We start from the raw sequence: 22961 nt of genomic DNA, 5'->3' as shown, positions 1-22961 counted from the left end.
AATTGAGGCGGAGCCTCTTTTAAATACATTCCCAGCCTGGAGGCTGGGAACGAGATGACACAAGGTTTTGGGCTTTTCTTAGTGCCATTCGGATATGAGACATCGTTAAAAATCTCAATGGGTGCATTCTTGTAGGTTCGCACCTGTTTAGGACAGATATTTTAAACCCAACAACCACAGGAATCACAGGCATGACAAAACTAGATGGAAAAATTGCAGTTGTTACAGGTGCATCTAAAGGCATCGGTGCATCGATCGCTAAACATCTCGCAGCCGAAGGTGCAAGCGTTGTTGTCAACTATGCATCCAGCAAAGAAGGAGCCAATCGCGTGGTTGATGAGATTGTCAGCACGGGCGGTAAGGCGATCACAGTTCAGGCAAATGTTGCCAAAAAGGCAGAGATCGAACATCTGTTTGCAGAGACGCAGCAAGCCTTCGGCAAGCTTGATATTTTGGTCAACAATGCGGGAATTTATGAACTTTTACCACTTGAAGACATCACCGAAGAACACTTCCATAAGCACTTTGATTTGAATGTGCTGGGATTAATCCTTACCTCACAACAAGCCGTCAAGCATTTCGGTTCGGCAGGCGGCAGCATTATCAATATCAGTTCGGTCGTCAGCACCCTTACACCCCCCAATGCCTCAATCTATAGCGCTACCAAAGCGGCTGTTGATGCCATCACGAGGTCACTAGCCAAAGAGTTGGGTTCACGTAACATCCGTGTCAACTCTATTAATCCTGGCATGGTGGAAACTGAAGGTACGCACACAGCAGGAATTACTGAGAGCGAAGGTCGCAAACAGACTGAAGCGCACACACCACTAGGTCGCATTGGACAGCCACAGGACATCGCCCCTGCCGTTGTCTTCCTTGCTTCCTCCGATTCCGCCTGGATCACTGGCGAAACTCTGTACATCGCGGGTGGGCTTCGCTAACTTTAAATGTCATCACTCCATCCAAACCTCACCTCAATGGGTGGAGAGTTTTTAACTTTGAGTGTGAGAGTGTTTAGGACTTACGCAAACAATAGCCGAAACCCTGATTTAACGGTAGGGGCAATTCATTAATTGCCCCTACCACGCGTAGTTTTACGTAAGTACTAATATTAGGAAAACAAACTATCCCCAAGGAGTTTAGCACTGATGGAAACAGCAGATGTCATTGTCATCGGCAGTGGTCAAGGTGGGATTCCACTGGCGGCTGATTTTGCCAATGAGGGACGTAAGGTTGTCTTGTTTGAGCGAGATGCTTTAGGCGGCAGTTGCATCAACTATGGCTGCACTCCGTCCAAAGCCTTCTTAGCAGCGGCTCATACAGCAGGGCGATCGCGCCAGGGCCAGAAGTTAGGCATCCACACGGAAGTTGAAGTGGATTTTCCCGCCGTCATGGAGCGAGTTCGGGGAATCCGCAGCAGCTTTAATCAGGGGATTCACAAGCGATTGGAAAGTGCGGGTGTCAAAGTCATTTGTGCCGAAGCTTCCTTTGTCGGTGAACGGACGGTCAGAGGTGGGGATCTTACCCTTCAGGCTCCTCTGGTAATCATTAACACGGGCACATCATCGCTGATTCCTGACATTCCCGGACTTGCAGGAACTCCTTACCTGACCAACCGCAATTTCTTTGACTTAAACACCTTACCAGCCCGTTTATTAGTGATTGGAGCCGGCTATATTGGCTTGGAATTGGGACAAGGACTCGCGCGTTTGGGTAGTCAGACCCACTTAATTGTCCGGGGCGATCGCGTCCTTGGACAGGAAGAGGCTGATGTCAGCGAGGTCTTAGCAGAAGCATTAAAGCAGGATGGGATTGGGCTGCACTTTGGAGTCAATGTGAATCACGTCGCCCATGAGAATAATGTGTTTAAGCTGACCCTGAGCAGTGGCGAACAACTCCAGGGAGAAGCATTGCTGGTTGTGATTGGACGAAAACCAAATACAGGTGCATTAAATGCAGCGAACAGTGGAATTGAGCTAGATGAGAAGGGGTTTGTCAAAATTGATGACCAGTTCCATACCACCTGTTCTGGCGTGTATGCGATTGGGGATGCTGCCAAACAGCCTGCATTTACGCATGTATCGTGGGAGGACTATCGCCGCTTAAAAGCAATTTTATGTGGAGAAAGCCGGACACGGAGCGATCGCGTCCTTGGCTATGCGGTCTACACAGAACCTCAGGTTGGGCGAGTGGGTATGACGTTAGAACAGGCTCAGAAACAAGGGATCAACGCGTGTGCTGTCACCTTACCCATGAGCCAAATTGCCCGTGCGATCGAGTGGGGGCATGACCTCGGATTTTATCGCCTGGTGATCGACAAGGACACAGACAAAATCCTGGGAGCAACCCTGGTGGGGTACGAAACTGCTGAACTGGTGCATGTATTTTTATCCCTGATGGAAGCGGGAGTAACCTGGCAGTTGTTAGAGCGATCGGTTCATATTCATCCCACCTATGGTGAAGCTTTACCCAGTCTCGCACGGTTGCTGCTTGGAGATAACATGCCAGGGTGTCCGAATATGTGAAGATGTTATGCACTAAAATCTAAGAAAAGATACAGCCCTTGCTCTGACTGGTTCCCAGCTTCCAGGCTAGGAACCCATTCCAATACTTGTCGGTTAAGGGGAAAAGGGCAAGGGGAAAGGGGAAAGAAAAAACCTTTAACCTTTACCCTTTAACCTTTTCCCCAAACCCAATTCCGAGTTAAAAATCCTTAACCGAGCAGTATTGGAACCCATTCTGGAAGGGCTGCCGCCTCCAGTAGCTTGAATTGAGGCAGAGCAAAGTGAACTACTGGCAACAGCAATTCCCACAATACCTATAGTAGAAGCTATGCCTGTAGGATTCATCTTGTGGGAAATCTGGTTGCTAATTGTTGGGATTTCACTGCTGCGAGTACCTCAAAAACGACTGGTTCTTTGTAGCGACCTGAAATGCTAATTGCTCAAATCGTTTTTGTATTACTAATGTAGTTTTTTGTAGTCATTTGTCCTAGATGATATCAATGAGTATATGTTTATTATCTTTTGTATTGCTATATACGTAGTAAGGGCACATAAATATGTGCCCTTACTACATATCACATCCAAATAAACAATACACATCAATCACATCTTCTTTTTAGAAGCTTACTTACGCATATAGATTTAGCGTAGAAAGCTACTAACCAACCACAAGAATATAAACGTCAGTACAGTAGAGAACTGATTCGATGACAGATTGAGAAATGGTATTTGTGGTAAGAGCCACATAGCAAAGAGTCCCCCAGCGATTAAGCCAATGATTAAACTGACCAGGGTGAACAAAACTGCTCGGCCAAACTTACCTTCCTTGCGATTGAGAAAATAAATACTCGTGCCTACCCCAACCACCAATGCTAACTGCAAAACCTGATCGCCTCCCTCTGGATAAAACAGGCTAATAGAACTCAAACCAAGAAACCAAGCTCCTGGTAAGAATATATCCGCAGGCGTTGGTTGATCCAGCATCCGTTGCAGCCATGCAGGTGACTGCTCACGAGGCGTTGGACTTTCTTTAGGAGGCGATTGCACTCGCAACTCTGGGAACCGAATGCGTTCAGGGACTTTAATTTTACCTTCCTGGCGCATCCGTAAGCGATCCATTAAAATCGCATCGTAAGCCGCTTCAATTACTTCTAAATGCTTGGCATCGCCACTATGTTGCTCGAATAGGCGATTACGAGCATCCTGAATCTCATCGAAGCTAGCCTCTTCTGATACCCCAAGTTTTTCGTAGGGATTTTGATCGCTCATGGGAGTTTGTTACTTCAGCCTCAGTCAGCGGCAGTTTTTTGTCGAAGAAAAAACAGCTTTAGGTTTTATTTTGATCGAAATTAAAATCTCAACCTATTTTATTCCCTACCAGGATAGTAGCACGGGTTAGTTTGATCGACTTTGTAATTTCAACCATAGTCACTTTAACATATCGCTATAACTCCGTGTATACCCTCATGTCGTTGCTTAGTTCTGGCTCTAATCTAGAATTTGAACGGAGAGTACCTAAAAATGCAGAGTTTTTATGAAAAAATCAACTTTACTGTTTCAAATTTGGCAACTTACTGTGCCTTAATCGAATTTTTTTAATTATACTGAATAATCGCTTGTGGTATATATCCGCATATCGATTTAAAATTGAAACGTTTTAAGTTACCACCTAACTCAGATCAAGAAGGTGTCTTGGTATCAAGAACTGTTGCGGCTAAAGTCAGAGCGCTCATACACTGTGGCTAACAGAAGTTTCGCGTTCTCATTGCCCACAATCCTGATTAGAGTATTTATTTTTAAATAGTCAGGATTCTTATACCGGAGCCATGTAGATTCTTAGTTAGTCCCAAAGTGGCAACTGCGTTTTTACGCAACCCTCTTGTTAATCTTACGAATTTTTGTGCAAAGTAATGGTCATGGCTCCTGCCAAGATTCTTGTAGTTGACGACGACCCTGCTGTTCGGAATTTAATCCAACGCTTTTTGATTAAACAGAACTATCAGGTGGAGGCTGCCGAAGATGGAAAGACAGCCTTAACTCTATTTGAGCAATTTAACCCAGATTTGGTGATTCTAGATGTGAATCTACCAGATGTAACTGGGTTTAACCTCTGCCAAGAGATGCAAAGTCGTAATGGTGTTTTTGTTTTGATGTTGACTAGCCGTGCTGACGAAGCTGACAAAATTCGCGGCTTTGCTAAAGGTGCTGACGACTATCTCACCAAGCCTTTTGGGCTAGGAGAGCTAGAAGTCAGAGTTGGAGCTATTTTGAGGCGTCAGCGAGTGATAACTACGGCCGAGCAAAAACGCTTGGTATTTGAAAAACTGATGATTGATCCAGTGCGACGGGAGGTAGCACTTAATAACCAAGCAGTACCCTTAACTGCTCTGGAATTTGACTTGTTGCATTTTTTAGCCAGTCATCCAGGTCGAGTTTGGCGGCGGGCAGAACTAATCCAAGAGGTATGGGATTATGAATATGTCGGCGACCAGCGGGTTGTAGATGTCCATATCGGTCAAATTCGCAAGAAGATTGAAATTGATGCTAGTCAGCCAGCATTAATTCAAACTGTACGTGGCGTAGGGTATAAGTTTGAATCTCCTGCTCATCCTCAGCACTTGGAAGCGAAGGCTTGAGTAAACAGTCTAGAGTTTTTTAACTCTTGACTGTTTACTCTTGGGGGAACTGTTTATTGAATTTCTTTAGCTTTAGTAAAAAGATAAATTTAGGCAATCAGAATAGGTAAATATTTCTCAAATACAGACCAGGTAGTGTTTGAGATATTTATTTATCCGTTTAAGACAGTGGACAGGGGAGAAAGTCCACTGGAAAATATTTTTTGTCTCTGACAATTTTGGTATATATGACGGTGCTTAAGTTGAAGTTTCTAGGAATGCATAGCTGTGCATTGGTGTCAACTTAGGCTAATATCTCGTTTCCAGGCGATCGCTGGAAATGCTCCTCATTGGGCTGCTCGCGAGTTAGGGAGGGCAAAGCCTGCTAAGGCATTCGCAGTCAGTCGGAGATTGGGAACGAGGTAAATGGAGGGTTTTAAACCTACGGAGGTGGGTAAAATTTCGTGTATAAGCGGTTTCTAAGCGCCGATTGAACCAAATTTTAGAACCTTTTGAGGATCAGATTCTACTGATCTTTTTTGTTGTGGTGTTGCTCTCCAGATGAGCGATCGCTTTGGCTTAAAATCCGATGAATGGGGCATGTGTAAGCTATGCCCCATTAACAGCATGAGCTAGAATAACGCCCTTCATACCAGTACCTATGGGGTGTCTAGTAAATTAGCTGTTGCTGGTGAATCGATACAGGGCATTTTTACTGACGAGTGGTGAAACAAAGTTTCTAGGTAGACTCGCGCAGCACGGCGATCGCTATCTCCATTTTGGAGTAAAAACAATGATAGCGCCGCCGTCAATACTCTGTTTTCATCCCAATCAGGATGGGTTTCTAAGTAGTTTTTTAAGGATTCGTGGAGTGTTTCGGGAATTTCTGTAAAGATGCTAACCGTTGATTTCATGAGATTTTCCTCCTATGAGGATAATCAAGAGGGACAAGTTGCTTGCGGTGAAACGGCAATTAGGCCACCTCACACGCTCTTTCGCTAGCCGACAATCTACGCTTATATCTAACGGTAATATATTTTACACATTTGATGCTGACGGTTGAACGGATTACAAAAGCAAGCCGAATCATTGTGCGCCAAGAGGGGGTGGGTTTGTCAATGCTGCGAAATGTTAAAAACGATTGTATAAAAAATAAATACGAACGAAACAATAGGGCTTTAAGCCTATTTTTTGTTACTTTACTTTACAAAAACTCAGTCCTTGAAGCTCCTTGCTACTGTTAATTAACAATCCCCAGTCAGACGGCAAGAAGCTTATTGGCTCGTATAGCACCTGTGGAAAACTGCTAAAATCCCTGTGGAAACCCTGTGGAATGAGTGAGGAAAATTGTAGCCAATGATAAGAATTACAAAAATGTCACGAAGCTATGACATTTAAACTCATGAAATTAGCTTCTCAATCTCAGTTATCATCGTGGCTGCCTTCGATACATCCCCAGGTATGGATTTTCGCAATTGGTAGATTTCTTTCAGAAGTTGGCACTGGCTGTACCCTGTTTTACGCCCCTATCTTTTTTGTCAATCAACTTGGTTTATCTGCAACCAGTGTTGGGGTAGCCTTGGGTAGCGCCTCGATTTCCGGCGTTGTAGGGCGGGTTGCGGGTGGTTTTTTGGCTGATTCTGGACACTGGGGACGCCGTCGCACTTTGTTGCTAGCGACGGCGATTTCAGCAATTGCTTCTCTCGTTTTAGCTGCAACCAATAATTTCACTTCTTTGGTAATCGGTAGCTTGATTAGCGGTTTAGGTATAGGTTTCTATTGGCCGGCGGCTGAAGCTGTGGTTGCTGACGCCAGCCAAATTGACAATCGCCGGGAAACTTTTGCGATCGCTCGACTAGCTGATAATCTGGGGTTAGCGATCGGAATTGTGCTGGCAGGGTTTTTGATCGCGGTAATTGGGAGTTATCGATGGCTATTTGTCATTGATGCCATCTCTTTTCTGGTGTTTTTTGGTGTTGTCTATGTAGGAATTATTGAAACTGAACAACAGCAGATAAAGGAATCTGAAAAAACAGAACATTTTGCTTCTTGGATGGCAGTATTAAGCAATCGCCGTTTCCTAGTCTACATAGCAGTTAATATATTTTTTACAATCTATATTTCTCAAATCCACAGCACCCTCCCGCTTTACTTCAAAAACTTTGTCCTTGTAGAAAGTACTGCCACGGGATTTACTGAAACTACCATTAGCGGACTATTTGCTTGGCATCTCGTGTTCGCCATCATTTGTCAGTTACCTGTCACCAGCATCTTAAAACGTTGCTCTCACACACTCGCACTCACTGCTTCTGCCATTTTCTGGGCAATTGGTTTTGGACTGATTTGGGTAAGTGGTACAGCCACATCTCATCATCTGGTTTGGGTAATTTTGGCATTAGGAGTATTTGCTGTGGCGATTGTCTCCTATACTCCATCTTCTGCTTCTTTAGTGACTGAGTTAGCCCCGGAAAATCAACGCGGTGTTTATTTCTCCATCAATGCTTTGTGCTGGGCTGTTGGCTCTTTTATTGGTCATCCCTTGGGTGGATGGGCATTAGATCAACCACAAATTATTACCAATAGTTACTGGCTAGGTTTCATCTTGAGTGTAGCGATCGCTCTCGCAATTTTACAGTACCTCAATCGAATTTTGGCTGATTAATCACCAAAATGGTATTATGCTTATGTTTAACGATTTTTTAGGGAGTCAAATTACAGTGGTACGTTGATACAACAAACAGCCAAATCATTATAAGTCGCTGCGATCGGCTAAAAGTCCGATAAATTTTGATTTTTTGTTTGTTGTGATGGCGTCAGGATTTACTGTGAATATTCCTTCCTCGTATCTCGAAAAAATTCGTGTTGTCTATCCGAATATCTCTCTTGAGCATCTTGACTTTAATCAAGATGGAATGGTTAACGATGTAGTTATTGTTAATCATGAGCTTGTATGTCGCTTTGCCAAAGATGATTGGGGAAAACAGGTACTTTCCCATGAAGCTAAGGTATTGGAAGTGGTGCAAAAGTACGTTGAACTGCGAGTTCCACACTTTGAACACCTGGAAGAAGGCTTTGCTAGCTACAGATTTATTAAAGGTGAACCGCTATCTCGTAACACCTTGCTGAAGCTGGGTGAAGCATCCCAACTGCATATCATCTCCCAACTAGCCAGATTTCATCAGCAATTGCACAGCATCCCCTATGAAGTTTTAGTTAATGCTGGGGTATCTTCATCTGGTGCAGAACGTTCGCGTGAAGATTGGTTGCAATTGTATGAGCAAGTTCAGGAAACTCTCTTTCCTCACTTGTGGCGTCATCAGCAAACTTGGATACATGAACTTTTTGTGCCCGTAATTACAGGTGAACTTGACCTCAACTACACACCCGTACTGATAGATGGCGACAAGCCAGTGTATCACATTCTATTTGACCCGATTTCAGAAAGCATCAGCGGTCTGATTGATTTTGGTACGGCTGGGTTGGGAGATGCAGCTTGTGATATTGCAGTGCAACTCGGTAATTACGGAGAAAGTATTGTGCGGCGTATGGAAAGCGACTATCCAATGTTACCAGATGTCATCGACCGGGCGCGTTTCTGGGTGGGGACACTTGAACTTCAGTGGGCTTTGGCTGGAGTAAAGTTTAACCATATCTCATTGTCATTGGCACATATTGGTTTAGCCAGAGAGGTTCAACCTTTAGGTACACGCTTAAGTTAACTTGTTATAGCCCAATACAGTTCAGATAGGCCCAAAACACTTGTAGAGACGGCGATTCATCGCGTCTTCAAAGACAAATTATCTACACCAGTAACCTTAACTGAACCGTATTGTGTTATGGCCAATAATAAAGGGAACGCCTGTTTAAACATGACAAACTTGGGGAATCAAGTTTTTAATCTACTTTCCCTGCTTGCTTATTTTATTACCATTTGCCTATATTCTTTATTGGCGACGTTCTTGCAACTTGCGATACACCGATTTCAAATCAACTTGATGGTGAGCTAGGGCAACCAAAGTATGATACAGCAAATCAGCCACTTCACCTGCGATCGCATCTGCTTCATCATCTTTAAAGGCCATTACCACCTCAGCGGTTTCCTCACCAATCTTTTTCAAAATTTTGTTATCACCACCTGCAAATAGTTTACAGGTATAAGAACTTTCAGTCGGATGATCGCGGCGATCGCATATTATTTGAAACAATTGCGACAATGTATCCCCTGGTGGTGCAGCAATTTTCCCTTCTATTTGGTGAAAACAACTGCGCTCTCCAGTATGACAGGCAACATCTCCTAATTGCTCTACCCCAATGAGCAACGCATCACTATCACAGTCATAACGGATACTCTGCACCTTTTGAAGATGCCCCGAAGTCGCCCCCTTGTGCCACAACTCTTGCCGGGAACGGCTCCAAAACCAAGTTTCTTCAGTTTCCAAAGTCTTTTGTAACGACTCCTGATTCATCCACGCCATCATCAGGACAGTACCATCGAGATAGTCTTGGACAATTGCAGGCACCAGACCCCGTTCATCGTAGCGAATTTTTTCAACAGGGATAGTGTAATGCAGTGAGCGCAAATCGTTAGAAGACATACCAGCTAGTTTGTTCTAATGAGAATAACTTATGGATTCACGATACCATTCAGAATAGGGCAACTGGTATGTTTTTTTAATTGAACTATATTATCTAGCTGTGACACACTTTTAGACTGATGCAATCATAAAGGCTGCCAAAAATCTTGATTATGCCTTAAATCTTGAAGAAGAATTCAGAAGTCAGAATGAAGACGCTCATTCTGAATTCTGGCTCCTGACTCCTGAATTCTGTTTCCATCAAGTTTGAATATCTCAAGTCAAGTCTTCATTGGACTTGCATAACATATTGTTATTTTTATGTTTGAGCTAATTTTATAGGATAGAAATTCTAAGCACTGTTTGACCCTATCCTAAGATAGAGCTTTTTATTGCCCACTGTTAGGAGAGAACTTTGGTAAATACCACAATTAAAACAACAAAATCACAAGAAGTCTTTGCCGCCGCTCAAAACCTGATGCCAGGAGGAGTCAGTTCTCCTGTTCGTGCCTTTAAATCTGTGGGTGGACAACCCATTGTATTTGATCATGTTAAAGGCGCATATATTTGGGATGTAGATGGCAACCAATACATAGACTATGTAGGCACTTGGGGGCCAGCTATTTGCGGTCATGCTCATCCAGAAGTCATTGCAGCATTGCATGAAGCTTTAGAAAAAGGCACCAGTTTCGGCGCTCCCTCAGTCCTCGAAAATGTTTTGGCAGAAATGGTCATCGATGCCGTTCCTAGCATCGAAATGGTTAGATTTGTCAATTCGGGAACTGAAGCCTGTATGGGAGTTTTGCGGTTAATGCGGGCTTTCACCAACCGGGAGAAAATCATCAAGTTTGAAGGTTGCTACCACGGACACGCCGATGCGTTTCTAGTGAAGGCGGGTTCTGGTGTTGCCACACTTGGCTTGCCAGACTCACCGGGAGTACCTAAATCGGCAACTAGCACTACTCTAACCGCGCCTTTCAATGACCTAGAATCCGTCAAAGCCTTGTTTGAAGAAAACCGCGACGAGATTGCTGGCATCATTCTTGAGCCAGTCGTCGGCAATGCTGGGTTTATTGCACCTGATGCTGGGTTCTTAGAAGGATTACGGGAACTAACTCACGAGTATGGAGCATTATTAGTATTTGACGAAGTGATGACTGGGTTCCGCATTGCTTACGGTGGCGCTCAGGAAAAATTTGGTGTCACACCCGATTTAACCACCTTGGGTAAGGTGATTGGTGGTGGTTTGCCAGTGGGAGCTTATGGTGGTCGTCGAGATATCATGTCAATGGTTGCCCCCGCAGGCCCCGTATATCAAGCTGGGACACTTTCTGGTAATCCTTTGGCGATGACTGCTGGTATTAAGACTTTAGAATTGCTGCAAAAGCCAGGTACTTACGAGTATCTTGACCGGATTACTAAAAAGCTAGCAGATGGTTTGTTGCAAATTGCTAAAGAGACTGGTCATGCAGTTTGCGGTGGTCAAATCAGCGCGATGTTTGGCTTATTCTTTACCTCTGGCCCAGTTCATAACTACGAAGATGCGAAAAAGTCTGATACAGCAAAATTTGGACGCTTTCATCGGGGTATGTTAGAGCATGGTGTTTACTTAGCACCTTCTCAATTTGAAGCTGGGTTTACATCTTTTGCTCACACCGAAGAGGATATTGATCAGACTTTAGCAGTAGCAAGGGATGTAATGTCTAGCCTGTGATGTGAATCAATAGCAGTTCTCGTTTGGATGCAACCCACTTACTAAGCACAGCAATACTCATTGGTGTCAACTTAACGTAAAAGGGACTGGGGATTAGGGATTGGGGATTGGGGATTGGGGATTGGGGATTGGGTCATCAAACGAAAAATGATGTTCGGGGCTTTAACTCCTCCCAAATTTTAGAATGTTTTCCCAGTCCCCAGTCCCCAGTCCCGGAGCGGCGAACATCGCGCCACTAACATAAAGGTATAGTGGGGGACTCCTCGCCGCGACCAAGTGAAAGTTAGTAAACGAGAATGCTTTGAGACATTACCTTGTTCCCAGTCTCCGACTGGGAACGCCCTTTGTTGGGGTTGCCGCCTCCCTGACTCGCAGCAAATATTTACCTAGATCGGAGAGAAGGCTCCCGCCATAATCTTTGATTTGGCGGCGAGATGAATCGAGGGCGAAAAACGAGACGAACTCCCTCCCATAACTGGCTATAAGCCAGTAAGGGAGAGGGGACAGTTGAGTTTTTTGCAAATCCATTTTATGATTTACGTTAGTGTATATGATGTAAATATGCTGGTATTTGAGGCCAAACTAGAAGGACAAAACGTGCAGTATCGGTCGCTTGATGAAGCGATTAAAACTGCTCGTTTTGTGCGTAATAGTTGCCTCCGGTACTGGATGGACAACAAGGGAATTGGGCGATACGACCTGAGTAAATTCTGCGCCGTCCTTGCTGCTAACACGGATTTTCCTTGGGTTGCCAAGTTGAACTCGATGGCAAGGCAAGCTAGTGCCGAAAGAGCGTGGTCTGCAATTGCTCGGTTCTTTGATAATTGCAAGAAAAATAAATCTGGAAAAAAGGGATTTCCAAAGTTTAAGAATGAACTTACGCACGGTTCTGTAGAGTACAAAACTTGTGGGTGGCGACTTTCACCGGACCGCAGGTATATCACTTTCTCGGATGGATTTAAAGCAGGAACCTTTAAACTCTGGGGAACCCGTGACCTGCATTTCTACCAACTTAAACAGTTTAAGAGAGTGCGGGTTGTGCGTCGTGCAGACGGCTATTATTGCCAGTTTTGCATCGACCAAGAGCGAGTAGAAAGACGAGAACCAACGGGTAAAACTATTGGTATTGACGTGGGGCTGAACCACTTCTACACCGATAGCAATGGGGAAACAGTCGCTAACCCACGTCATCTCCGTAAAAGCGAGAAGTCTTTGAAGCGGTTGCAACGCCGGATGTCTAAGACTAAAAAAGGTTCTCAAAACAGAATTAAGTTTAGAAATAAACTTGCACGTAAACACCTCAAAGTAAGTCGCCAGCGTAAAGACTTTGCCGTTAAGACGGCAAGGTGCGTAGTGAAGTCTAACGACCTCGTGGCGTATGAAGATTTGATGGTGCGGAATATGGTCAAGAATCACCGCTTGGCTAAATCGATTAATGATGCTTCCTGGTCGCTGTTTCGTGAATGGGTTGAGTATTTTGGCAAGGTGTTTGGCGTAGTCACTGTTGCAGTTCCACCTCACTACACTTCGCAGAATTGTTCTAACTGTGGCGAGGTTGTCAAAAAAACTCTTAGCACTAGAACTCATATTTGTCCTCATTGTGGACACACCCAAGACCGGGACCAGAACGCGGCGCGGAACATATTAGCTCATGGATTGAGTACGGCGGGTCACGTCGGAACTAACGCCTCTGGAGAGACTGATCAATACTTGAGTGGGGAAACTCCTTCAAGCAAATCAACTCGTGGAAAGAGGAAACCCAAAGAGCGATCTTTGGAATCCCCCGCTATATCAGGTACTCCTGATTAGCGGTGGGAGGATGTCAAAAAAAAAACCGTCCAAAATTACCATCTGAACGGGATTTTTTACTATTAAGATTTGATGCCAACCTAATCTACTAAAGGTTGCACTATGATTTCAAAACTACAAGTCAGGAGGCAAAATCACTTGATCAATTGCGTGAATTACACCGTTGCTGCCTGTGATATCTGCCTGTGTCACTTTAGCATCATTGACAGTTACACCAGTAGCAGGATCAACTTTAACGTTGATTGCACCACCTTCAAGGCTTTTAACTTCGCCAGACTTCAAATCAGTGGACAATACCTTACCAGATACTACATGGTAAGTTAAAATCTTGAGCAACACTTCTTTGTTATCTGGTTTTAACAATTCTTGCAAAGCATCTGGTGGCAACTTAGCAAAAGCTGCATCAGTGGGTGCAAAAATAGTTAAGTTATCTGTGCCTTGCAAAGCTCCGGTTAATCCTGCTGCTTTCAAAGCCTTGGTTAAAGTTGTAAAAGAAGCGTTTGACTCTGCCAACGCTAACAAATTTTTGCCTTGATTATCGCTTGCCCCTGGTGCTGGTGGAGTAGTCGGTGTACTAGGTTGAGTTTCTGGGATAGGACGTGGGGTGCGGGGTGTAGGTTCACTAGGTGTAGCACCACCACGGTTATAAGGAGGCTCGTTAAAAATACTTGGTCTGGGATTTAGCGTTCCACCGCCAGTGTTCTGTGCTACTTCTTGGCGTTGTGTGTATTGAGCGTTTGCTTGAAGGTCTTGACCCTGATTATAGGGAGCTTCGTTGAAAATACTGGGGTTAGGATTTAGTGCTGATTTCGCATCAGATGGTAAAGTAATGAGGAGGCTGAAACTAGTAAATCCCGCTATGCCTGCTAACGTAGTCAGCAATTTGCTGTAATTTGTCTTCATAAATTTTGTTTGTCTTTTTGTCCACACATTACATAAAGATTTATAACATTTTGCTAGGCACAAAATCTAACTGAAGAGGGAAGTAAGATTTTTCACCAGAATAATTTGTGCTGGTGAGGTAAAATATCTAACTCCGGCTCACGCTGACATGTATGAAACATATTTAGCATATATTTTGTGTAAATTGAGCAAATTTTCTCAATGACACCAAATAAATAGTTAAAAAGCCCCATTTGGTGTAGCGTCAGATATAAGAAAGTGTGAAAATCTTACATCTACAAGTTATGAATTACAATAGGCTTGGAGAAAGATTCTACTTAAAAACCCGATTTATATACAAATCTGTACGTAAAATAGTAGTTTCAGAAATCCTGCATCCCAGATGCAAGAAGGCTATATCTCTGAATTAATCATTGATTATTCAACAAAAGTACAGAAATTAATTACCTAAATATCTCAATAGGCTGACGGTGACAGAAATTCAACTAGCGGTTGAAGACTTGCGACTAAGCGGTTAGGTTTATTTATGTATGCCGAATTAAATTATTTAATTATTTGATATTTGAATCAATTAGAAATTAATATTTTTTAATCGATAATTTTGCCAAAAATCAGGCATCCGTTCAACGCTGATGTCAATTAAATAGACAACTAAGCAACTAACGCCAATACAAATTACTTTAACTAAAGATACAATTGTTAAAGTTAACAAAGTTGAGCAGTTACAAGGTATACAATATGCTGGAATTATACCAATGGGAACTCTCTCAATACTCAGAGAAAGTGCGCCTAATTCTAGATTTTAAAGGACTAGATTACCGCAAAATAGAAGTAACGCCTGGGATTGGACAGGTAGAACTGTTCCGGCTGACTGGTCAGAAACAAGTCCCAGTATTAAAGGATCGTAATAGATACATTGCGGATTCTACGGAAATAGCTAAGTATTTAGACTTAGAGTATCCCGATCGCCCAATAATACCGCAAGATCCTAAAAAACGCGGTTTAACTTTATTAATAGAAGAATGGGCTGATGAGTCCATAGGCATTAAAGGTCGCAAAGCACTATTTGCAGCCGTAAGTCAAGATCAAAATTTCCGTAAGTCTTTATTACCCACCTCAACACCAGATATATTTAAAAGTCTGGTTGGAGGAGTACCTAGCGACTTACTGACAGTGTTGGGTTTTGGCGTAGGTTACAGCCCAGATGTGATTCAGTCAGCGATCGCATCTTTAAAACAAGACTTGGAAGCCTTAACATTATTATTGGCAGATAGTCCTTATTTAACAGGAGATGAGCCGACTTTAGCTGACTTGGCAGTAGCCGGATTATCGATATTGCTAAAGTTTCCCTCTGGCCCCTATCTGGATTTACCAGCTTCTATCAGAGGTAAAGGATTACCAATATTTTCAGAGAATATAGATTATGAACCATTCTTTACCTGGCGCGATCGCCTTTATGCCCAATTCCGCAGACCATTAATCAGTACTACTTCAGCAACAGGGAGTGCGCCAACTTCGATTCAGATTGATTAGATAATGGGCATGGGGCATGGGTAGAGAATGACCAATGACAAATGACAAATGACAAATGACTAATCAGATGAATTCGGCACAGCCATTAGGTTCGGTCATTCAAGGTTCTCTAACTGAAGGTTTAGAAGTACGATTGCATCCTGACATTTCTGTGGAAGATATGCGAGTAGGTAAGTTTCTCGTTGTCCAAGGGATGCGATCGCGTTTTTTTTGTATGCTGACAGATGTAGCATTGGGAGCCGCTAATGCAAGAATTATTGCTAATCCCCCCAGTTGGGAAGACACTTTTTTACGAGATGTTTTAGCCGGAAGCGGTACTTATGGTACTATCAACCTCGCGCCGATGTTGATGTTTACTCCCGAATCTGAAGAATCTTTCTCTCCAACAAATGGTAAATCGGCAAATCCCTTTCTCCCATCAGTGAAGGGTTTGGCTTCATTTGTGCCACAAACTAGCACAACGATGGAATTGTTACCTGTTAAAACTATTCCTAGCCACTTTAGTCAAGTTTACGAAGCCAGTGTTGACGATTTTCGCCGGGTATTTGGTTGGGAAGATGACCCCCAAAGGCGGAATTTTTCCATCGGCAAACCTTTGGATATGGATGTGCCCGTTTGTATCGATTTAAACCGCTTTGTGGAACGGAGTAATGGGGTTTTCGGGAAATCTGGAACTGGTAAATCCTTTCTGACACGGTTACTTTTAGCTGGTGTTATCCGTAAAAACGCGGCAGTAAATTTGATTTTTGATATGCACTCTGAGTATGGCTGGGAAGCTGTTGCAGAAGGTAAGAATGTCAATACTGTTAAGGGACTAAAGCAATTATTTCCTAGTAAGGTTGAAGTCTACACTCTCGACCCAGAATCGACAAAGCGCCGGGGTGTGCGTGATGCTCAAGAACTTTATTTGAGTTATGAGCAAATTGAAGTTGAAGATATTAAGTTATGTAGTCGAGATTTAGGACTCTCTGACGCAGCCTTAGATAACGCCAATATTCTATATAGCGAATTTGGCAAGTCTTGGATTGTCCAGTTGCTAAATATGACTAACGAAGAAATCGAGATGTTCTGCGACGAGAAGCGCGGACACAAAGGCTCGATTATGGCATTGCAGCGCAAACTCTTGCGGATGGATAGCTTGAAGTATATGCGAGCAGTTTGCCCCCAGAATTACATTAGTAAAATTGTGCAATGCCTGGAATCTGGGAAGAATGTTGTGATAGAATTCGGTTCCCAGTCTAATATGCTCTCTTATATGTTGGTGACAAACATGATCACCAGGCGAATTCACGAGCATTACGTCAAGAAAGCAGATAAATTTTTGCAAAGCAAAAATCCTAACGATCGCCCCACACCATTGATGATTACTATTGAAGAGGCGCACCGTTTTCTTGATCCAGCGATCGTACAAAGTACTATCTTTGGGACTATTGCTCGTGAATTGCGGAAGTACTTTGTCACACTTTTGGTAGTTGATCAACGTCCGTCGGGCATAGATAATGAGGTTATGTCCCAGATCGGGACTCGCATTACCGCTTTGCTTAATGACGAAAAAGACATTGACGCGATTTTTACGGGTGTATCTGGTGGTAGCGGACTGCGATCGGTGTTGGCAAAGTTAGACTCGAAGCAACAAGCTTTAATATTGGGTCACGCTGTTCCTATGCCCGTAGTAGTGCGTACCCGACCTTATGACGCAACTTTTTACGAAGAAATTGGTGAGCCAGCCTGGGAAGAAAAACCTGACGCAGAAGTATTCGCAGCGGCTGAACTAGCCAAAGCTGACCTTGGTTTCTAGATTGTCATTTGTCAGTTGTCATTAGTCATTTGCAAACAACCAATGACTAATGACCAATGACCAATGACTAATTCGTAACATCCCTCCATACTGACAGCAAATTAAGTTCGGTTATCCGGCTAGTTTTTGGCAACAGAAGAGGGGTTTTTGGCGTCACTATAGATATAGTCAGTAATTTCAAGGAAGTTTAATTTTTTTGCAAACGGGCAATTTTGAATTATAATTACAGGCTTTATCTTAAGATACTTTACTATCTGCCTGATTTATCGTACTATAAAGCTAAGTAGAACTCATACCGACTTCGGATTTGCCAGTTACCATAACTGCCCAAAAGAAGAATTCTCCAAAACAACCAGTGTGCTTATAAAAGATTAGATTGAAAATTTAGGAAAGGTAGGGGAACCTATCATTGGGAGCTTACCGTCTTAACAACGGCTGTATCAATTGATTAATTGCTTTTGGTAGCTCCCAATATTTCGTGATAGATGTACTACTTTTTCCAACCCATTTTAGTAAGAAAACATACATTTTATTTACGGAGTAGAGGACATCGCACCAATGCCTACTGTCAATACCCAAACGGAAAACCTCAACACCAAATTCACGGCTGATATGGTGCGAACCTATCTGCGAGAAATTGGTCGTGTAGCACTACTAACCCGTGAGCAAGAAATTGTTTTTGGGAAGCAGGTGCAACAAATGATGACGCTCATTGACGCCAAGGAAGCTTTGGCGAAGAAGTTGCAACGCGAACCAAGTTCACAAGAGTGGGCTGATCACGTTCAAAAATCGGAAACCGAGATACAACAAACTGTGGCGCAAGGTAAGCGGGCAAAGCAAAAAATGATCGAAGCGAATTTGCGCTTGGTTGTTGCTATTGCTAAAAAGTACCAAAAGCGGAATATGGAGTTTCTGGATTTAATCCAGGAAGGAACACTAGGATTAGAGCGGGGTGTGGAGAAATTTGACCCAATGAGGGGTTATAAATTCTCGACTTATGCTTACTGGTGGATTCGCCAAGCAATTACCCGTGCGATCGCTCAACAAGGTCGTACTATCCGCTTACCAATCCATATTACCGAGAAACTGAACAAAATCAAAAAAGTGCAACGCGAGTTGGCTCAAACCTTGGGAAGATCGCCGACTCCAGCGGAAATTGCCAAAGAACTGGAACTCGAACCTGCTCAGATTCGGGAGTACCTGAATATGGCGCGTCAACCAGTGTCTTTGGATGTTAAAGTTGGCGATAACCAGGATACTGAGTTGCAAGAAATGCTCGAAGATAACGGCCCATCACCAGAGTATTACACCAACCAGGAATTCTTACGCCAAGACTTGAACAACCTGCTAGCAGAACTAACACCGCAACAGCGAGAAGTTGTAGCTTTACGCTTTGGTTTAGAAGATGGTAACGAAATGTCATTGGCGAAAGTAGGTGAGAGATTGAATCTCAGCCGTGAACGCGTCCGCCAGTTAGAGCATCAAGCTTTGGCTCATCTGCGTCGCCGTCGTGCCAATGTTAAAGAATACGTTGCTAGTTAAAACCAGAGACGCGAAATCCCGCGTCTCTACACCACCTTGGTGATGCGCCTCCTGAATTCAGGGGGCGATTTTTTTTGCGGAAAACTTAGCGGCGAAAGCGGAGGCCAATAAAGATTAGTACAGCAAAAAAGACACCTATGCCTACACTCCACCCAAAAACTTCAGCCCGAAAGCGGAGATGTTGTTGATAATCGTTAGGCTGGGCGAGAATGACGGCGGAGGCTATTTGGCTGGTGGCGAGTCCAACACCTGCGATCGCTATAGTTGTATTCAGGGTGCGATCGCTTTTAGTTTGCTCTAGGTCAATAATACCTTGGATAGTGTTATTGAGATTTTGCAGCAAGGTTAATCCAGGGCTGAGAATCGCATAATCGACTTCTACTTGTCGCTGATATTTTTTGCCATAAAATTCACTTTCGCTAAACTCTTGGAGAAATTTTAAGTCGCTACTTGGGTATTTTTGCTGGATATCTGCTAAATGAGATTTATAATTTTCTAAGTTTAATTGAATAGTCTGGCTTTGATTTTCTAGATAGTTTAAGGCAATCGTGTAGTCTGATAAGTTGATTAAATTATTTGTGAGAGTGTCTTGTAAGTGGCTTAATTTTAGCTTATTGCTTTGCAGTAGCTTGGGTAACTCGCTTGTCTGCTGAATCGATGGTTGAATTTCGATATATTCTTTTTTGAGAATCTGTTTTTGATAGCGACTTTGATAATATGACCAAACTACTTTATGACGGTATTGCCATAAACGCAAAAAATCATAATATACATTTTGTACTTGTTTGCTCATCTCATCTGGTGAAATATGTTCGGGAAATAAGCAAATTAAGATGTGATAGCTTGATTTTCTAAATTCATCCCAAAATTCTTTACCATCTACGCCTAAATTTTGTGGACAATACCACAATTCAAAAATCATTCCTTCTTGTAACTTACCCTTGCCAATAAAATCTCGTTGCCATTTGTAATCGCTGACAATTTGGGTGTAACATTCTTTAGCTATCTCTTCAACTTCCGCCTCTGTTTTAGTATTGGTTAGATTTCCCCAAAGTAACCATGTTTGGCCAATTGTGCCTGTTTGCTGAGATAAGCGATTAGCGATTTCTTCTTTGAGCTTTTTAAAGGGCGCATCGTCGATATCTTGGGGAGTATAATTAGGTTTACCGTTAGCATCTAATTGACCAGAATAGTCAACTTGCAGCGCGTAAGTATCACCAATTTGCAGCGGATAGTAATAGCCATCTAGAGGTGAGGGAAATTCTCTAGTTTGGGCTTTTCCGAGCAACTCAATTACATCTCCACCATTATTTTTCTGCTTCAGGAATTCTTGGTGCTTTTCCTGAAATCTTACTTCGTTTCCGCCATATATTTTTAGACAAAAATCTTCACAATTCTGGTTGATTTTTGTCTCATCTTCTCCTAAACCATCTTTTAAATCGTAGAGGAATAAATCAATACTGGGATAAATAATTTCCTCATTCATTTTCTATTCTGCCATTAATGAAGTCCCGAACCCTTTGCAGAAGATTTGGTTGTACAGCTATCTTTGCAGCAGCTACTGAATTATTGTTACTAAAAGCATTAAATGCTGCGTTCGTCAATTCCGCAGTTGGTTCAGTTGGTAAAGGCAGAGGTCGTAAACCTTTAGTACGTTCGCCAGTTTTTTCAATCCTAATAAGTTCTATTTGATAAACTTTATCTAAGGGTGGGTAACTTTCGGCGATCGCATCTAAATTTCCGATATTATCAGGATTGTCTTTTAGGGTTTTGCTGATATCATTTAGCTGAGTTTGGATATTTTCTGGCAAAGGTTCATCTAATTGTGTGAGCGCAGTAAGGAAGGCTGTCAGAGTAATTATGTTGTTAGGTTTCATAGAGATTTTTTAGAGTCATTTATTAATGTCTCACGCCAAGGCGCAAACAAATAAGAAATTTTATCTACCAGTAATTATAAAAGCTGCCCAATAGTAGGGGTGCTGAAAACGTTGCTGTTTCTTCTCTGATAACTCCATTTGACTAATTTGATTGAGTTTTCTTCTGATAAAAGGGCGGAGAGTTGTTTCATTTGATGGTAACTTAGGTAAGATTACTCGATAAATTCTTTCGAGTTGACTAAATGTTAAACTACGTAACCATTTTGTTGCTTTATTAAGGGCAACTTCTGGTGATTTGCCTTTCTTTATTTGCCAGTAAAAGTAAATCATCAAAAAACAACTAGCATCGTCAGTCACAGTCCACAATGTACTAACAACATCGGTAACACCCTGATAGAGAAAGGCACTGACTAAACCAACATATTCAGCAGTGATAGTTTGGTTGCTAGTGATGGCAGTTTCACAAGATGAAAGGCTAACTAGTTGATATCCTTTGAGGTTTTCAATATTAAAAATTTCCTCTAAAGTCAGAAACTCTTTACCGCTAAGAGCCAAAGCAGATTTTTTAGGATTATCGAAGTTATAGGTGCTATGTCCTGTAAAGTTAAAAATACTGTAACTATCTTTTAGGGCTGCTTTAACTGTGGTATTCGTCGCAGCTTCTCCAGCAATTCGCTTCGGTGCAGGGTTTTGGAATAGCTGGGTAATAGCAGCAGATTCGATTTCTGCATGAGGCAAAATAGAAAAACCTTCACTGTCGGGATGTTCTACACTCAATAGAGGCAATTCACCAATTGCTCGGAGATTTGTTTGTTTTAACTTTTGTAAGGTAATACCTATTTGGGCGCTAGGCAAATAGGTAATGGTGAAGCTATCTGTAAATATTGCATGGAGTGGTAAGCGGTGCAAATCACGATGAGGAATGAGAATTAAGTTTGTGATGCCGTTTAATTCCTCTTGAATAGCAGAAATATAGAGGATATTTTTCAACTCTTCAAGTTTATGTGGCATCAACTGTCGCCAAGGTTTGTTTTTGGGGCTTTGTTTGTCTTTTGCCTTGTCTCGATAATCGGCATATTGTTCATTCCAATTTTTCACCCAGCTTTCAAAATCTTGTAAACGTTGCGCCTGAGTCACAAACTCGGTTTTTCCCAAAATAATGGGTAATGGCGCGTTGTGTTTGAGGATGAAGGTGTGTAGGGCGTAAGAACTGAGATGCCAGTAAATAATAGCAGTTGAGGGATTAAGCAGTTGTTGCATTTCTGAATAATTGGGAGATGAACTTTCATCACTCCATCCATCTAAAAGCCAACGCAAACAGGTATTTTTGCCCTCTTCTGCTAATTTAATTGCTTGCAGCAAATCTCCAGACTGCACAGCTAAATCAACAGTTAACTGCTGAATCCAGGCAAATTTTAGAGCTAGTTGTTTTTTACTTTTATCAGAGCGATTTAGTTGCTTTAATAAACGCCGTAACAAATCAGTACCCTGTCGCTGGAGTTCTGTGGCTTCGGCTGTTTGCTCCAAATCCAACTCGACGCGAATTAAATCTTGCAAAACCTCTAAATGCAACTCAGGTAAATCTGCTTCTGCTGTAAGACTTTTTAGTGCTTCGTTGTAGCTTTTAACAGCTTTGTGCCAAAAATAGCGGGGTTGAGAATTTCCTTGCCCCTGGAAGTAATGAGCATTACCTATCGCCTGATGCAATTTTCCCCAACTTTCAGGGTGTGTGTACTGCTGACAATGCTTTAATCCTTCCTCGTAGCTTGCTAATGTACCCTCATAGCCACGCTTATTTAAATCAGAATTGTTAAATTTTAAAGCAATGTCAGCACATATCGCTTCTTCAGGTAAAGTAAAACTAAATCTGAAAAATAAATCTGTCTTCTCTCTAGTTACCTTCCCTGCTGCAATTCCCCGGTTAATCCAACCTTCATGGTAGTTGGGTTTAATTTTGAGGGCTTTGTCAAAAAATGCGATTGCTTCTTCAAATCGCCGTAAATTCCCCAGCGCCACACCCCAGTTGTTCCAAGCTTCGTGGGAGTCTGGTTTGGATTTGAGCGCACTGTCGTAGGATGCGATTGCTTCTTCA

General features: G+C 42.7%; 17 protein-coding genes and 1 pseudogene. 10 read left to right on the top strand and 8 right to left on the bottom strand.

The features are described 5' to 3' along the window. Window positions 1-191: 191 nt before the first annotated feature. Complete coding sequence (locus tag ABF638_RS28550) at window positions 192-941, top strand: SDR family NAD(P)-dependent oxidoreductase (protein WP_435026259.1); 750 nt, start codon at window positions 192-194, stop codon at window positions 939-941. Window positions 942-1148: 207 nt separating this feature from the next. Further along, on the top strand, window positions 1149-2525 hold the full coding sequence (locus ABF638_RS28545) for a dihydrolipoyl dehydrogenase family protein (RefSeq protein ID WP_435026258.1): 1377 nt from the start codon (window positions 1149-1151) through the stop codon (window positions 2523-2525). Between the two features lie 135 nt (window positions 2526-2660). Here the strand turns inward: ABF638_RS28545 and ABF638_RS28540 are convergent, their stop codons facing one another. After that, the gene (locus ABF638_RS28540) at window positions 2661-2849 is read right to left on the bottom strand and encodes a hypothetical protein (protein ID WP_435026257.1); all 189 of its coding nucleotides are present in this window, start codon (window positions 2847-2849) and stop codon (window positions 2661-2663) included. Between the two features lie 297 nt (window positions 2850-3146). Next, window positions 3147-3773 (bottom strand): CPP1-like family protein, encoded by a 627-nt coding sequence (locus ABF638_RS28535; protein WP_181931433.1) that lies wholly within the window; start codon window positions 3771-3773, stop codon window positions 3147-3149. Between the two features lie 647 nt (window positions 3774-4420). Between ABF638_RS28535 and ABF638_RS28530 the strand changes: the two genes are divergently transcribed. After that, entirely contained in the window at window positions 4421-5140 is a 720-nt protein-coding gene (locus tag ABF638_RS28530; protein ID WP_435026256.1) for a response regulator transcription factor, read from the top strand. A 701-nt stretch (window positions 5141-5841) separates the two neighbouring features. Here the strand turns inward: ABF638_RS28530 and ABF638_RS28525 are convergent. Further along, a pseudogene (locus ABF638_RS28525) lies at window positions 5842-6033 on the bottom strand (DUF2811 domain-containing protein); the annotation flags it as partial. A 488-nt stretch (window positions 6034-6521) separates the two neighbouring features. Here ABF638_RS28525 and ABF638_RS28520 point away from each other — a divergent pair. Together ABF638_RS28520 and ABF638_RS28515 are read left to right on the top strand one after the other, a co-directional pair. Further along, the gene (locus ABF638_RS28520; protein ID WP_435026255.1) at window positions 6522-7781 is read left to right on the top strand and encodes an MFS transporter; all 1260 of its coding nucleotides are present in this window, start codon (window positions 6522-6524) and stop codon (window positions 7779-7781) included. 163 nt (window positions 7782-7944) lie between these two features. Then, window positions 7945-8838 carry a phosphotransferase family protein gene (locus tag ABF638_RS28515; protein ID WP_435026254.1) on the top strand — a complete coding sequence of 298 codons (894 nt, stop codon included), beginning with the start codon at window positions 7945-7947 and terminating at the stop codon, window positions 8836-8838. A 225-nt stretch (window positions 8839-9063) separates the two neighbouring features. Here ABF638_RS28515 and hisIE read toward each other — a convergent pair whose 3' ends face one another. Next, window positions 9064-9714: a bifunctional phosphoribosyl-AMP cyclohydrolase/phosphoribosyl-ATP diphosphatase HisIE gene (hisIE, locus tag ABF638_RS28510; protein ID WP_435026253.1), complete on the bottom strand. Its 651-nt coding sequence runs from the start codon at window positions 9712-9714 to the stop codon at window positions 9064-9066. A 394-nt stretch (window positions 9715-10108) separates the two neighbouring features. Here hisIE and hemL point away from each other — a divergent pair, with 394 nt between their 5' ends. Further along, window positions 10109-11407: a glutamate-1-semialdehyde 2,1-aminomutase gene (hemL, locus tag ABF638_RS28505; RefSeq protein WP_435026252.1), complete on the top strand. Its 1299-nt coding sequence runs from the start codon at window positions 10109-10111 to the stop codon at window positions 11405-11407. A gap of 561 nt (window positions 11408-11968) precedes the next feature. Beyond that, a complete protein-coding gene (locus tag ABF638_RS28500) occupies window positions 11969-13216 on the top strand; it encodes an RNA-guided endonuclease InsQ/TnpB family protein (RefSeq protein ID WP_435026261.1) in 1248 nt (415 codons plus the stop codon). Window positions 13217-13330: 114 nt separating this feature from the next. Here ABF638_RS28500 and ABF638_RS28495 read toward each other — a convergent pair whose 3' ends face one another. Further along, on the bottom strand, window positions 13331-14119 hold the full coding sequence (locus ABF638_RS28495; RefSeq protein ID WP_435026251.1) for a fasciclin domain-containing protein: 789 nt from the start codon (window positions 14117-14119) through the stop codon (window positions 13331-13333). A gap of 738 nt (window positions 14120-14857) precedes the next feature. On the opposite strand from ABF638_RS28495, the gene ABF638_RS28490 reads away from it, so the two are divergent. The 3 genes from ABF638_RS28490 (at window position 14858) to ABF638_RS28480 (ending at window position 18992) form a co-directional block, all read left to right on the top strand. Beyond that, window positions 14858-15652: a glutathione S-transferase family protein gene (locus ABF638_RS28490; protein WP_181931439.1), complete on the top strand. Its 795-nt coding sequence runs from the start codon at window positions 14858-14860 to the stop codon at window positions 15650-15652. A 67-nt stretch (window positions 15653-15719) separates the two neighbouring features. Continuing rightward, on the top strand, window positions 15720-17450 hold the full coding sequence (locus ABF638_RS28485) for a helicase HerA domain-containing protein (RefSeq protein ID WP_435026260.1): 1731 nt from the start codon (window positions 15720-15722) through the stop codon (window positions 17448-17450). Between the two features lie 558 nt (window positions 17451-18008). Next, entirely contained in the window at window positions 18009-18992 is a 984-nt protein-coding gene (locus ABF638_RS28480) for an RNA polymerase sigma factor, RpoD/SigA family (protein WP_181931440.1), read from the top strand. 85 nt (window positions 18993-19077) lie between these two features. Here ABF638_RS28480 and ABF638_RS28475 read toward each other — a convergent pair whose 3' ends face one another. The 3 genes from ABF638_RS28475 to ABF638_RS28465 all read right to left on the bottom strand — a co-directional run. Then, entirely contained in the window at window positions 19078-20478 is a 1401-nt protein-coding gene (locus tag ABF638_RS28475) for a hypothetical protein (protein ID WP_435026250.1), read from the bottom strand. Continuing rightward, window positions 20471-20869 (bottom strand): hypothetical protein, encoded by a 399-nt coding sequence (locus ABF638_RS28470; RefSeq protein WP_435026249.1) that lies wholly within the window; start codon window positions 20867-20869, stop codon window positions 20471-20473. Before ABF638_RS28470 ends, ABF638_RS28475 begins: the two co-directional genes overlap by 8 nt. Before the next feature lie 60 nt (window positions 20870-20929). Then, on the bottom strand, window positions 20930-22961 hold a 2032-nt coding region (locus ABF638_RS28465), incomplete at its 5' end, for a CHAT domain-containing protein (RefSeq protein WP_435026248.1).

This window comes from Nostoc sp. CALU 1950 (assembly GCF_051172895.1).
In the GTDB taxonomy this organism is placed as follows: Bacteria; Cyanobacteriota; Cyanobacteriia; order Cyanobacteriales; family Nostocaceae; genus Nostoc; species Nostoc edaphicum_A.
Note: the sequence above shows the minus strand (reverse complement) of the source record. Positions and strands in the feature narration are given on the sequence as shown.